This is a genomic window from Actinomadura luzonensis, from assembly GCF_022664455.2.
Lineage (GTDB): Bacteria > Actinomycetota > Actinomycetes > Streptosporangiales > Streptosporangiaceae > Nonomuraea > Nonomuraea luzonensis.
The window spans coordinates 599745-613634 of sequence record NZ_JAKRKC020000002.1 but is presented as its reverse complement, the minus strand read 5'-3'; the positions used below and the strand labels follow the sequence as shown (position 1 = coordinate 613634).

The 13890-nt window shown below is 68.3% G+C and carries 7 protein-coding genes; 5 read left to right on the top strand and 2 right to left on the bottom strand.

The window, feature by feature from the left end; translation table 11 throughout:
* Window positions 1–25 precede the first annotated feature (25 nt).
* From MF672_RS33005 to MF672_RS32985, 5 genes are all read left to right on the top strand, one after another.
* Entirely contained in the window at window positions 26–1312 is a 1287-nt protein-coding gene (locus tag MF672_RS33005; RefSeq protein WP_242378634.1) for an ABC transporter substrate-binding protein, read from the top strand.
* Entirely contained in the window at window positions 1309–2280 is a 972-nt protein-coding gene (locus MF672_RS33000; RefSeq protein WP_242378632.1) for a carbohydrate ABC transporter permease, read from the top strand. Before MF672_RS33005 ends, MF672_RS33000 begins: the two co-directional genes overlap by 4 nt.
* On the top strand, window positions 2277–3098 hold the full coding sequence (locus MF672_RS32995) for a carbohydrate ABC transporter permease (protein ID WP_242378630.1): 822 nt from the start codon (window positions 2277–2279) through the stop codon (window positions 3096–3098). Before MF672_RS33000 ends, MF672_RS32995 begins: the two co-directional genes overlap by 4 nt.
* Window positions 3099–3240: 142 nt before the next feature.
* Window positions 3241–4098, top strand: a complete 858-nt coding sequence (locus MF672_RS32990) for a hypothetical protein (RefSeq protein ID WP_242378628.1) — start codon at window positions 3241–3243, stop codon at window positions 4096–4098.
* Between the two features lie 54 nt (window positions 4099–4152).
* Window positions 4153–4608: a tRNA-dependent cyclodipeptide synthase gene (locus MF672_RS32985; RefSeq protein ID WP_242378626.1), complete on the top strand. Its 456-nt coding sequence runs from the start codon at window positions 4153–4155 to the stop codon at window positions 4606–4608.
* A 311-nt stretch (window positions 4609–4919) separates the two neighbouring features.
* Here the strand turns inward: MF672_RS32985 and MF672_RS32980 are convergent, their stop codons facing one another.
* Window positions 4920–5276, bottom strand: coding sequence for a hypothetical protein (locus MF672_RS32980; protein WP_242378625.1), 357 nt, complete (start codon window positions 5274–5276; stop codon window positions 4920–4922).
* A 46-nt stretch (window positions 5277–5322) separates the two neighbouring features.
* Complete coding sequence (locus tag MF672_RS32975) at window positions 5323–13701, bottom strand: DNRLRE domain-containing protein (protein WP_242378624.1); 8379 nt, start codon at window positions 13699–13701, stop codon at window positions 5323–5325.
* Between the last annotated feature and the right edge of the window lie 189 nt (window positions 13702–13890).

Below are 13890 nucleotides of genomic sequence, written 5' to 3'. Positions count from 1 at the left end.
CCTTCCCCCCAGAGAGGTGGCCCCGATGGACAGACCACTCACGCGCCGCGGACTGCTCAAGGGATCCGTGCTCTTCGTCGCCGGCGCCGCCGTCTCGGCCTGCGGCGGCGATCCCCTCGCCAGGACCAGGCCGTCGTCCGCCTCCGGGGGCGCTCCCAAGATCACCCTCAGCCACTGGTACCACGAGTACGGCGAGCAGGGCACCCAGCAGGCGGCGATGCGGTACGCGGCCGACTTCACCAAGGCCAACCCCGACACCGCGGTCAAGGTCTCGTGGATCCCCGGCGACTACGCCACCAAGTGGACCGCCGCCGTGCTGACCGCCGACGGCCCCGACGTGTACGAGGTCAACGACGTCAGCCCGAACATGGTGAAGGCCGGCCAGGTGACCCCGCTGGACGACGTGCTGGGCGCGGAGAAGCCCGACTTCGACCCGAAGGTGCTGGCCCCGTACACGTGGGGCGGCCGGGCCTACGCGGTGCCCATGATCATCGACCCGATGTTGCTGTTCTACCGCAAGTCGCTGTTCCAGAAGGCCGGGGTGGCGGTGCCGGCGAGCTTCCCCGAGCTGCTCGCGGCGGCGAAGAAGCTGACGGCCGGCAAGCAGAAGGGCCTGTTCGCCGGCAACGACGGCGTCGGCCCGCTCAACACGATGCTGCCCTGGTCGAACGGCAACCTGCTGATCGACGACCGCAAGATCATCTACAACGACCCGAAGGTGGTCGAGGCGCTGGCCGGGCTCAAGCAGCTCTACGACGCCAAGACCACCCTGCAGGGCTACTCGACCGACTGGTGGGACCCGGGAGCGCTGATCAACGGCGCGGCGGCCATGCAGTGGGTGGGCCTGTGGGCGGTGCCGGGCCTGACCGACGCCCTCGGCGACGACTTCGACGCCTTCGCGCTGCCACCGTACGGCCCCGGCGGGCGCGCCGTGGTCAACATGGGCGGCTGGGTGCAGGTCGTCAACGGCAAGAGCCGCAACCTGGACGCGGCCAAGAAGTACGTGCGCTGGCTGTGGGTGGAGAACACCGCCGCGCAGACCGACTGGAGCCTCGCCTACGGCTTCCACGTCCCGCCGAGGACCAGCGCCGCCGCCAAGGCCGACAAGCTGACCAGCGGCCCCGCCAAGACCGTCATGGACGCCGTCGCCGCGCACGGCGTCAAACAGCCGGCGTTGTGGACCGCCGAGGTGCGCCAGCCCTACACCGACGCCGTCACCGCGATCGTCAAGAAGGGCGCCGACCCGGAGAAGACGCTGGCCGAGGCCGCCAAGCGCTCGCAGGACATCCTCGACCAGGTGCCCGTGCTATGACGAGCACGGCCGCCCCCGCCACGGTCCGCGCCCGCCGCCGGCGGCGGGCCGCCGCCCGCGGGCCCGCCTGGCGCGCGTTCATCCTGCTCACGCTGCCGATGGTGGCCGGGCTGTTCCTGTTCAAGTACGTCGCCATCGGCTGGGGGCTGCTGCTCAGCTTCAACGACGCCCGCGGCACGATCAGCCTGGGCGCCTGGAACGGGCTGGAGAACTACCGGCGGCTGCTGTCGGACCCGGCCTTCACCCGGTCGCTGGTGACGATCCTGCTGTTCACGCTGTTCATCGTGCCGGTGACGTTCGGGCTGGCGCTGGGCCTCGCGGTGCTGGTCAACCGGCTGCGGCGGGGGCGGGCGCTGTTCCGCACCACCTTCTTCGTGCCGGCGGCCGTGTCGTACGTGGTGGGCGCGCTGGTGTGGAAGATGAGCCTGTTCAGCGGCACGCCGTCGGGGGTGGCCAACAGCCTGGCGTACCTGGTGGGGCACGAGGACGCGATCGGCTGGGTGGCCACCGTGGACCCGCCGCTGTACTGGGTGGTGCTGGTCACCGTACGACTGTGGCTGCAGACCGGCTTCTACATGATCCTGTTCCTGGCCGGCATCCAGCAGGTGCCCGCCCAGCTCTACGAGGCCGCGCGGGTGGACGGCGCCCACTCGGAGTGGACGCTGTTCCGGCACATCACCTGGCCGATGCTGCGCAACACGTCGGTGGCGGTCACGCTGCTGCTGATCATCAACGCGTTCCAGGCGTTCGACGAGTTCTACAACATCCTGGCCTCCAACCTGTCCGGGCTCGGCGGCGCGGACGGCCGCACGCCGCTGATCTACCTGTTCCAGACCGCGCTCGGCGAGCAGAACTACGGCGCCGGGTCGGCGGGGGCGTTCCTGGTCACCGTGCTGATCGTGGCGTTCACGCTGCTGCAGGGCCGCTTCGCCGGCTTCGGCCGCGGCGACGAGGAGGAGGCGCGATGAGGAGGCTGCGGCTGGGCACGTACGCGGCGGTGGCCGTGTTCGCGGTGCCGTTCCTGCTGCCGTTCTACCTGCTGCTGCGCAACGCGCTCATGACGCGGCGCGAGCTGGGGTCGCTGGAGTGGCACTGGTGGCCGGAGACGGTGACGTTCCAGGGGTTCGCCGACGCCTTCGGCAACGAGGCCGTGCCGCTGGCGCACGCCCTCGGCAACTCGGCGCTGATCTCGTCGATCTCCGCGCCGGTGAGCACGCTGCTGGCCTCGATGGCGGGCTACGCGCTGGCCCGTGTCCCGGTGGCGGCCGCGCGGCCGGTGTTCTTCTTCATCATCGCCACGATGATGGTGCCGGGCGCGGCCACGTTCATCCCGACGTTCGTCGTGGTCGGCTCGATGGGCGGGGTCAACACGTTGTGGGGGCTGATCGCGCCCGGCCTGTTCAGCGCGTTCGCCGTGCTGCTGTTCCGCGGCTTCTACCTGCGCTTCCCGCGCGAGCTGGAGGACGCGGGCCGGGTGGACGGCCTCGGCCACCTCGGCCTGTACGCCCGGCTGGCGCTGCCGAACTCGGGCGCGCTGTTCGCCTCGCTCGGCATCCTGTCGTTCATCGAGCACTGGAACGCGTTCCTGTGGCCGCTGGTCATCGGGCAGGACCCGGAGTACTGGACGGTCCAGGTCGCGCTGTCCACCAACCTCAACCAGCAGGCCGTGAACCTGCCGGCGCTGTTCGCCGGGGCGCTGGTGGCCATCCTGCCGCTGGTCGCGCTCTTCCTGCTCGCCCAGCGCTGGATCGTCAGGGGCGTCCTGCTCACCGGCGTCAAAGGCTGACCCCCTCCGTGCCTGGCGCCGTCACCCCACCGGCGGTGACAACGGCCCGGGCGACGACCACGTGAGCGCCGCACCGTGAGCCAGGTCCCGATCCGCTCCCCGCTGCTTGCGGCGCGAACGCCTTCAGCCATCGGAGCTGCACATGCCCCCGACCGTCCCCCGAGCCCACCGCCGCGCCGCACGCCTGCTCGCACTGCCTCTGGCCGTGGTGCCGGCCACCGACACCATCCCATTCCGCCTGCTGCCCGCGGCACAGGCCGACCCCAGCGCCTGCACCGTCAACGGCAGCAAAGTCACCGGCCAGGTCATCACCGGCACCGCCGGAGACGACACCATCACCTGCCCCGGCGGCGTCCCCCAGAACACCACCATCAACGCCCTGGCCGGCAACGACACGATCACCGCCCACGGCGCCCCCGGCAATCACGGCACCGTCAACGGCGGCGACGGCGCCGACACCATCAAGGCCACCGGCGGCGAAGGCGGATCCCACGACGGCGGGTACGGCAACGCCGGCACCATCACCGGCGGTTCCGACAACGACATCATCACCTTGACCGGCGGCAAGGGCGGCTCCGCAGGTGGCAGCTCAAGAGGCGGGCCGGCAAACGTGAACAGGGTCGAGGGAGGCCCAGGCGCCGATCAGATCACCGCCATCGGCGGCGACGCCGCCACCGGTCGCACCGATCCTCTCCACAGCGGCTACGGAGGCGACGGCAACTGGTCCAGAGGAAGACTTCTCGGCGGCGACGGCGCCGACACCATCAAGGCCACCGGCGGCAACAGCACCACCAGCAGGGGAGGCTCGGGCAACGCGAACGGCGCCAAGATCCACGGTGGCAACGGCAATGACTCCATCACCGCCGCCAGGGGCACGGGCACGCAGTCAGGATTGTCGAACGACGCCCACTCCGAGGTGGACGGCGGCGAGGGCGTCGACACGTGCACCTTCGTTCCCAAGGACCCGCCCAAGGTCTACAACTGCGAGAAGAAGAGGTAGCCCCCTGCTCGCGGTCAGCACCCACGTGGGTAGGTGCTCGTAGGGGGTGGCAGGGTGGACATCGCAGGACAGGCGCTGGTCGAGGTTGGACCGTGCAACGCCGCGAGCGCCGCGATCCTGGCCAGGTGTGAGCACATCGTGTTGCTGGTCAGCCCGGGCAACTCCTACTTCTCCGCCGCTCGCCTGGCGGCGACGTTCGCCTGGGCCGTCCGAAACGTCGGGGACGTACACGTGCTGGTCTCCGATGCGGAGATGACCGCGGCGACCTACCTGGCCCGGGGCCGGCCGGAGCAGGACGCCTACCGCAAGGCCCGCGACGACATCCGCCAGATGGCGGCCAGGATCCGGCGGGCCCGCGACTCGGCCGGCACGCCTGACCTGCGGATCAGCGAGGTCGCCGACTGGACGGGCAACGCCGCCTACCGCCACGCGCTGGCCTACGCGCGGCAGGCCATCGCCGACCCCCGCTACATCGCGCTGCGCGTCCGCCCGCCCGACCGGGCCGGCTGATCGATCGTCCACGCCGGCGGAGGGCGCTACGGCTGCCCGCGGCGAGTCCTCGAAGGAGCGGCATGGTCCTGGCCCACGGCTGCACATGCAGGGATCGGACGGTGAGCGGCGCTACACCGTCCAGCAGATTGCTGATCGGCTCGGCGTCAGCCGCGCGGCCTGCCCCGGCTCAGGGAGCCCGGCCGGTTCGTGCCGGGTACGCGGGTGTGCGCCGGGCAACGCCCGCGCCGTACGCGTTGACGCGCCGAGGACGCGCATGGAGGGCCGGACGGGTGCCCGGCCCTCCAGGACGTCACCGCGATGCGCTCACCTCACGGCTCCGCCACCACCCATCGATCCTGTCTCGTGTGCGTCACATGGTGGATTCCTGGGCGAGCGGCGACGATCACATCCTTTCTCAGCTCGATCTCGAAGGCCGAGCGGGGCCACGGCACATCGTGGCCGCAGTGGGGGCATGCCCTTTCGAGGATGGCTTCCACATATACCCGCCCAGCTCCCGGAACGCCTTCGTCCGCGCGTGGCTCCTTTCGCCAGTTGACCGTGTCGCCGATTTCGTAGTCGAACTGCCAGGCGTAGCCGTAGGTGAACTGAAGGATCTGCTCGTAGCCCTGGTGGCAGTTCGGGCAGACGAACGGCTCAGGGAGTCTCAGCCTGTTGAATGCCGGCATATTTCTCGTGGCCTGTCTTGTCTCGCCTGTCTGTTTCCAGCTGGCACTAACGTAATGAGAGAAGCTCGTGCGGATAAGCGATCCAGGTCAGCCAGTTCGCGAACTTCTTGTCGCTCGTGAGGATCTTTATCCGGTTGTGGGCCATCGCCGCGGCGAGGACGCGTGCGTCCTTGTCCTTGAGGATAGGAGGTGCAGCCGATCTCCACTTGTCCAGCTCCCACGCGTTCTCGGCCTGCAGGGACTTTACCGCCGACACCGATGCGCCGCCACCGTAAACTCCCTGGTGCTTATCCATGAACTGTTTCAGCCAATTCTTCCGCGCGGCGAGTTCCTGTGCGTCATCGGTGTCCAGGAACTCATCCCTGACGGGACCGAGGATGACCACACCGCGATCCCCGATGGCGGCGTCGACCGCGGCCTCCAGATGCCGATCGTAGGCGTCGATCAACACGTTCGTGTCCGGCGCCACCTGTTCCTTGCTGTCGTCCTGCTGGATGCTCGTGCTGTTGGAGCTGCTCGGGCTGGGCAGGGGCTGGGGTTGCCGTTCGGGCTCGTCCGAGCAGTCGGTCTGTGCGGAGTCGCCGCACAGCATGAGCAACAGGCCCAGTACGCCGCCGAGTCTCCCCCAGAAGCCCTTGGGCGCGGTCTGGGTCGGCGCCTTCGGGGCCGTTCGGGTAGGCGGATTGACCGGCTTCATCGGTGAAAGCAGCAGGCTTGGCCTGGCCTCGTAGGTGCCTCCGTTGCCGCTTCGGTCCCGGGGCGGAAGCCCGGCCTCCTTACGGGCGATGGCGTTGTTCTTGCTCACGCAGTCCGGTGAGGTGGGTGAGCAGCCGTACGGGTCGTGTCCGTCGAGCTCGATGCCGGTGATCGGGTTCCCGCCTGCGAAGGCGTATCGGTTGGCGGTCCAGGGGTCGAGGCCGAGTGCCAGGTCCGCCAGGGCGCCGTCGTAGCTGTCGAGGTTGAGGAAGCGGTTGAGGCCCGGGTTGTAGTCGCGGAACCCCATGTCGTACATGCCGGTGGAGTTGTCCCAGCGCTTGGCGTTGAAGCGGTAGGGGTTGTACTCCTCCTTGGCGGTGGGGTCCACGGGGTCGGGCTTGTCGACGCCGGTGAAAAGCTTGTCGTCGTTCTTGCCGTAGGCGGTGTAGCCGTAGGTGGCCCGGGTGTCGCCCGCGTCGGACGTGATCTGTTCGACGTCGGTGTGCGGGTTGTAGCCGTAGTAGGAGTTCTCTTCCGTGCTGTCGGCGTTGACCTTCACCTGGGACAGGCGCTCGCCCCACGGGCTGTACTGGAAGGACTTGGTGAGTTTGCCGGCCACCTCCTCGTCCAGGACCTCGCCGGACAGGCCGAGGTAGGAGTAGGTGGTGGTCCTGGCGTTTGCGGTGCCTTCCTTCTCGGTCTTGGTGGTGGTGCGGTCGAGCGGGTCGTAGGTGTACTTGGTGACGGTGTTGGTGGTGCCGTCGGCGCCGAGTTTCTCGTGCTGGATGACGTGGTCGAAGCCGTCGTAGGTGTACTTCTCCCAGGTCTTGCCGCCGCCCTGGACGGTGCGCAGGCGGCCGTAGGGGTCGTAGGTGTAGGTAGCGGTGGCTCCGCCGGTGACCGAGGTCATCAGGCGGTTGCGGTCGTAGGTGAAGGTGGTCTTCTTGCCGAGGACCTCCTCCTCCCACACGTTGCTGTTGGGGTCGTGGGAGTAGGTCTCGGTCTGCGCGGTGCCGCCGGCGACCGGGGTCTTGACGGTCTTGGCGATGCGGTCGCGGGGGTCGTAGGTGTAGGCGTAGTCGTGTTCGAGGTAGGCGCCGTGGTTGTCGGCGTTCTGGATCTTGGCGTGGTCGCTGGCGCGATGCAGGTTGCTCTGGTAGCCGAGGGTGTGCTCGGCCACGATCGTGGCGTTGGGCTTCTTCTCGATCGAGTGGCGCAGGACGCCGGACAGGAAGTAGTCGTAGGTGACGGTGTTGCCGTTGGCCTTGGTCTCGGTCAGGCGTTCGCCGCGCGGGGTGTAGGTGTAGGTGGTCGTCTTGGGCGACGGGTCGGTGGCGGACTTCTTGTTGACGACCTGGTTGACCAGGTCGCGTACGTCGTAGCCGTAGGTGGCCACCGTCTTGTCGTGGGTGCGGACGGTGACGGCGCTGTTCTCGTTGTAGGCGTAGGTCGTGGTGTTCTTCAGGGCGCCGTCGAGCTTTTCCTGGATCTGCTGGATCTGGTTGAGGTTGGTGTAGGAGATGTCCCACAGGTCGATCTTGGCGGTGGGTGAGTTGTCGTCGATCCGGGTCAGGTTGGCGTTGGCGTCGTAGGTGTAGGCGAAGTCCTTCTTCTCGGTGTCGCTGGTGCCGGCGGTGTCGCGGACCAGCTTGACCGCGTCCGCCACGACGGTGCCGTTGGCTTCGTCGGTGAGGGTGACGCTGTGGGTGGTGCCGGCGGTGAAGGTGTAGCTGCCGAGCTCGACCCAGGTGCCGGGGTTCTTGGTCTGGTCCACGACCACCACGGCGGTGCCGCCGTCGTGCTTGACGGTGTATTTGGCGTTGGTGGCGGTGGCGCCGGCCGGGTATTGCACGGCGACCTTGTAGGTGCCCGCGGCCGGGGTGGCCAGGTTCCAGGTGAAGGATGACTGGCCGGTGCCGGCGGGGGCGGTGGCGTAGTCGTAGCCGACGAACCCGTCGGTTGCCGTCGTCGCCAGCCGGGGGCCGATGATGCTGGAGGAGGAGGTGCCGCCCGAGGTGGCCGTCCAGGTGCCGGTCGCCACTGTCTGGCCGGTGTCGGAGTTGTCCTCCAGGACCACGTCCAGGCCGAGCGGGACGCCGTCGTCGGAGTGGGTCTTGAGTTTGCCGTCGGGGTAGTAGTCCCAGTCCATCGCCCGCTGGGAGGAGCCGCCCGCGCTGGTGACGGTGCGGTTGGTCTGCAGGCCCAGCTTGTTGTAGTCGTAGGTGGTCTTGATGTCCCACGGGTCGGTGGTGGTCCTGGACCAGCCGTTGTCCCAGTAGGTCATCTTCGAGACATTGCGGATGGTCTGCCCGTGCGAGGGCGGAAGGGAGATCTCCTTCAGCTGGGAGACGGCGTCGTAGGTGTAGAGAACGCTGTCCGGCTTGTTGTAGACCGGGTCGTCCTTGTCGAAGGGGTAGATCTCCTCGACCGGCCGGTTCAGCTTGTCGTAGCGGGTCTCGGCGAGGAAGTCGGTGTCGTCGTCGGCGGTCTCCACGCCCCGGGGCGTGATCGTCTTGGTCTGGTTGCCGGCCTGGTCGTACTCGAAGCGGGTGGTGACGTACTTGATCGTGCCGCCGGTGTCGGCGTGCGGGACCTTGGTCTCGATCACGTCGCCGCGCTTGTCGTACGTGGTGATCGTCTTGTTGTTCTCCTGGTCGGTCTGGCCGATGACGAGGCCGTCCAGGTCGTAGTCGGTCTTGGTCTGGTGTCCGGCCGCGTCCTTGGTGGTCTTGACCTGGTGGTTGAGGTCGTAGGTGTAGGTCGCGGTGTAGTCGCCGGTGTCCGGGGTGGCGTTCTTGCGCGGGTCGATGACCGTGGTGGTGTTGCCGACGTTGTCGTAGGTGTAGGTGATCTTGTGCTGGTCGGCGTTGAGTACGTCGGTGAGCTGGTAGATCTGGTTGTAGAGGTAGGTGGTGGTGAACTCGGCCGGGTTCGCGCCGGGCAGGTTGCCCTTGGGCTCGGTCTGGGTCTTCAGGTTGCCGGCCAGGTCCCAGGCGAAGGTGGCCTTGCGCTGCGGGCCGGTGTCGGAGTCCTTGGGCAGCACCGATTCGATCAGCTGGTCGGCCGCGTCGTAGGCCGCGGTGGCCACCGCGCCGTTGGGGGCGGTGGACTTGGTGATGTTGTCGTTGCGGTCGTAGACGGGGGCCGGGGTGGTGATGAAGACGCCTGTGTCCTGGTCCTTGGGGACCTTGGACTCCAGGGGGCGTTTGAAGATGTCGTAGGTCTGGGTGGTCTTCTTGCCCAGCGCGTCGGTGACCGACAGGACGTTGCCGCGTACGTCGTAGTCGAATGAGGTGGTGTGGTCGCCCTGCGTGGGCGTCTCGACGCCGTACGCGTCGGTGATGGTCTTGGGGTAGCCGGAGGGGTCGTAGTCGCCGTAGCTGGTGGGGTTGCCGTTGGCGTCCGTGACCTTGATCAGCAGGCCGTTGCCGTCGTAGTCGTACTTCGTGGTGTAGTCACCGGCTGTGGCGGTTTGGACGCCGAGCGGGTCGGTGACCGTCTTGAGGTTGCCGTTGGCGTCGTAGGTGAACTGCCACGTGCGGCCTTCGGGGCTGGTCTTCTCGGTCAGGTCGGCGGTGTAGCCGTTCAGGCCGGCCTGGTAGGTCAGCGTGGTCGGGTTGGTGCCGTTCTGGTTGGCCTCGGCGTCCTTGATCGTCCGCGGGTAGCCGGTCTTGTCGTCGTAGGTCCAGGTGGTGTGCGCCTGGTTGGCCTCGAACAGGTCGGTGACGTTGTGGTCGGGGTCCCATTCCAGGCGGGTGGTCTCGTTCTTGGCGTTGGTGATGAGGTGCGGCCGGCCGTAGGCGTCCAGCTCATACTTGGTGGCGTGGGTGAGCGGGTCGGTGACCGTGGCGTTGATCACGCCGCCCTGCGGTCCGTCGGGGTCCACGTAGTCGAAGGTGGTGACGCCGTCGAGCCGGTCGGTCAGGGTCTGGGCCTTCCACAGGTCCTTGGGGTCGACCGGTGCCTCGTAGTACTTCAGGTCGGTGTCGTTGCCGCGCGGGTCGGTGACCTTGACCAGTTTGACGTTCTTGTTGCCCTGGGTGGCGTCGTAGCGGAAGGCGAAGGTTTTGGCCTGCTCGTCCCCGGCGCCGTCGATCATGCGGGCCATCAGGCCCTTGCCGGTGTAGGCGAAGGTGAGCCTGCGGCCGGCGATGTCGGTGATCTGCTCGACGTTGTCGATGATGTGCGGGTTGGTCAGCTTGGTGTCCTGAACCGGCTGCCAGGTCTCGTCATCGATGTAGGTGTAGTCCTGGCCCTTTTCGTAGTAGTCCAGGCTCAGCGTCTTACGGCCGGTGGCGTCGGTGATGTACTGCAGGAACTTGGTCGGCTTGTTGTTGGACTTACGCCGTTCGTAGGTGAACGACATGGTGTTGCCGTTCTTGTCGACGATCGCGGACTGGAAGCCTTCGTCGTCGAAGAAGAACTGGGTGCGGTCGGGCTTGGTGAACACCCACTGGCGGGCCGGGTCGCGTGAGTAGCGGTCGGGTGCGGCCGCGGATTCCGGCACGCGCTGCAGGTACAGGTGCACGCCGCGGGGGTGCTTGTAGTCGCAGGTGTTGGGCAGGCAGTTGGTGTTGCCGTGGGTGTCGAGCGTCCATACGTGGGTGGTGCCGTCGCCGTCGGTCAACCTGACCTGGGTGGGCCATCTTTGGCCGGGCGGGTGGAACTGCAGCTGCGAGCCCAGCTTGGGCAGCGTCGAGGTCTGCAGGCTCCAGCCGTAGCCGAGGGAGGCCGTTGAGGTGTCGAGGCTGTTGTAGGTCATCCGGACGAACGTCTGCGCGCCGCGGGAGGGGTTGGAGAAGGCGTTGTAGCCCCACACCACGTTGCCCGCGTACGGGTTGACCAGCGCGCTCGCGCCGGCGCCGGTGTTCTTGCCGGTGTAGGCGTAGAACTTCTCCAGCCCCAGCAGGTCCGAGGTGGGGGAGTCGATGCGGATCTGCTGCGGCAGCTCCGGCAGATGATGGGTGGCCGACTTCCAGTTGTTGGTGACGGTGTCCTGCACGTCCCACACCAGCACCGCGCCCTCGGCCAGGTTGCTCGTGGTCGCAGGGGCCCTGACCTTGGCGGTCACGGTGACGGCGGCACCCGGCGCCAGGTCGTAGGGGAGGGCGGTCTTGAGCTGGCTGTCGGCGGTGGAGATGTCGGTGCCGTCGGGCAGCTTCCAGTGATACGACAGCTTGGTCGAGGCCGCGGGCCAGGATTCGGTGGTGGTGTTCTGCACCATGACCGAGATGTCGGCGCTCGCGCCTGCGTCCAGCCGCTCGGGGGTGCCGGGAGCATAGAACGAGGACGGCGTGGTGGTGTCGGCGTAGGTGACGGCCAGCTTCGGGCGCAGCAGCGGCTCGCTGGTCTCGCCGGCCAGGAACTGGGCCGACTGCTTGGCCGTGCCGGCCTCGTTGGCGACCTTGATCAGCAGGCCGTGGTTGGCGGCCGGGGTGGCGGTCCAGGACTTGGCGGCGTCGGTGACCGTCCATGGCCGCCAGCCAGCGGTGTCGGTCAGCCCGGTGACGGTGTCCAGCGCCGTGGCCTCGAAGTCGCCGCCGGGCGTGGTCCACGGGCTGGCCCAGGTGGCGTTCTCGTCGAAGGCGCGGGTGAGCTTGTGGGCGGTGAAGGAGGCGCCGCTGCCGGTGGCGGTGGCCTGCCACAGCGACAGCCGGGCCTGGCTGATCTGCGCGTCGGCCGGGATCTGGGCGGCGTAGTCGTCGAACGTGAGCACCGCGCGGGTGTTGGCCAGGGCGGTGGCGGTGTTGCCGATCTGCAGCCGCTTCTGGCCGGCCAGCACGTCGTGCCCGGTGCCCGGCTCGCCCGAGGCCAGGGTGGTGTCGGTGCCGGCGTACAGGGTCTTGGTGACGTAGCCGGGCTTGGGCAGGAACACCCGCACCTTCTGCGACGGCACCACCTGCCCGTTCTTCAGCACCGCCTCCACCCAGTAGTCGGCGCGGTGGCTGTAGGCGGGGTCGGCGGCGGCGTCGGGCTCGGCGCCGCTGCTGGTGTCGACGTAGGAGGTCACCTGCGGCGGCAGCGTCACCACCAGACTGTCGTAGTCGCCGCCACTGGTGTTGGAGCTGCGGTCACACGCCGACGGGCACTCGTGGCGCAGCCGGTACTCCACCAGATCATCAGAGGCGTCACCGGGGGTGGGATCTTGGTAGGCGCTCCACGACAGGGAGGCGCCCACCGAGGTGGCCAGCGTCGGCTGCTCCAGCCGCACCGACGGCTTGCCGAACGTCACCAGCAGCCGCGGATGCGCGACCGGGTCGACGGTCAGCGGGTCGGCCGGGCCGAAGTCGTCCATCGCCTGGTAGGCGACCCCGCCCACCGGGGCGGTCTTCGCCTCGTTGGCCGCCTTGACCAAAATGCCGGCCATCGGCGCCTCGATGCTGGAGTACCAGCCGTTGACCATCGCGGTCACGTCGAAGGAGTGCCAGCGTGACAGCTCACCCGGCGCCCGGGTCACGGTCGAGGCGGCGGTGGCGGCGAAACTCGGCTGGTGGTTCCACGTGGTGCCGAGCGGGTCCCACGTCCAGGAATCGTCGGTGATCTCGTGCGCGGCCAGCGTCACCGCCGCGCTCTCACCCAGCGCCTGGTCGAAGTACATCTCCAGACGGGCCTGGTCGATCCGGGTGCCGATGGGCAGGATCTTCGCACCCGGGGCGCCGAAGAACAGCAGCGCCCGGTTCAGCCCCGCCGAGGTCTTGCCCACCGGAAGCTTCCAGGAGTCGGCGAAATTGGTGGTCGCCGCGGCGTTGCTGACGTAGGTGTCGTAGACGTCGATCGCCCAGTCGTTGATCTTCAGGGTGGGGTCGATCAGCACCGGCCAGGCGCGCTCCGGCGCGGCCAGCCAGGCCGTGTCCGGCTTCAGCGTGATCGCCACCTCGCCGCCCTGGCCCTGGACCAGTTCCTGGGTGATGGCGCCGGTGCGCTTGCCGTACGGGGAGGCGGCATCCGCCTGGCTGTCGATCATGAAAGGGCGCGGGATCGTAAAGACCCGCTTGCCATCGGCGCCGGCGAAGGAGATCGAGCCGTCGCCGTTCTGGGTGGCCTGCAGGTCGCCGCCGGTCTTGACGGTGAAGGCGAAACTCGTCCCCGGCGCGGGCGGCCTGGTCAGCTTGAGATGCTCGCTCACGCCCGAGGCGGTGAGCGTGTAGACCAGATCGGCACCCTCCCACAGGCCCGGATAGGTGACGGTCGAGCCGTTGACCTGCGGAGTGATCTGCCGCGCCGCGCCTGCAACGCCGAAGGTGACCTGCTGCTTGCCCAGTCCGATCCGCGCCAGCTTGTCGCTCTTGTCACCGAAACGGCTCTGAAAGCCTGTCTTGTCGTTGCCGTGCGCGAACCCGTCGCCCTCGGCCGCGCCGATGCTGGTGTCGATCGGCTGCCAGGCCCCGGACGGGTCCTGGAAATACACCGGCCGGGTCGAGATCTCCGCCTGCGAGCGGCCGTCCTCCAGCTCGTACACGGTGCCGAACCGCCACCGCTGACCGCTCTTCTCCTTGACGCGCTTGCCCGGCGGCGCAGGCTCGGCCTGCTTCACGGACACCTCACCGTCGCGTCCGGGCAGCGTGACCGGGCCGGCCGCCGGCCGCATCTCACCCTTGGGATCCTCGGCGAACCAGCCCGACACTGTGCCGGCCAGCCAGCCGGCCGCCCGGGAGATCAGATTCGGCTCACCCGGAACCGGGGTGGTGCTCTGCGCGGCGGCGGGTGGGGCCGCAGCCAGCGAGATCACCAGCGCGGAGGCCGCGGTCGCGCTGGTCAGCTTGCGTAAGCGCGGGTGGTGGCCACGTCGGCCTGATGCAGGTCGTTTCGATGACAGGGACGATAAGGACACGAGCGCACTCCACATCTCCGCAGCCCAGGAGGCCGCGGATAAGGAGGATCTAAAGATCCTCGGAGCAAAACACCCGTATCTCGCCAC

Bases quoted from the DNA above. Each gene is read 5' to 3' on its own strand.
- MF672_RS32995 (WP_242378630.1), top strand. From the start codon at position 2,277: ATGAGGAGGCTGCGGCTGGGCACGTACGCGGCGGTGGCCGTGTTCGCG.
- MF672_RS33005 (WP_242378634.1), top strand. From the start codon at position 26: ATGGACAGACCACTCACGCGCCGCGGACTGCTCAAGGGATCCGTGCTC.
- MF672_RS33000 (WP_242378632.1), top strand. From the start codon at position 1,309: ATGACGAGCACGGCCGCCCCCGCCACGGTCCGCGCCCGCCGCCGGCGG.
- MF672_RS32990 (WP_242378628.1), top strand. From the start codon at position 3,241: ATGCCCCCGACCGTCCCCCGAGCCCACCGCCGCGCCGCACGCCTGCTC.
- MF672_RS32980 (WP_242378625.1), bottom strand. From the start codon at position 5,276: ATGCCGGCATTCAACAGGCTGAGACTCCCTGAGCCGTTCGTCTGCCCG.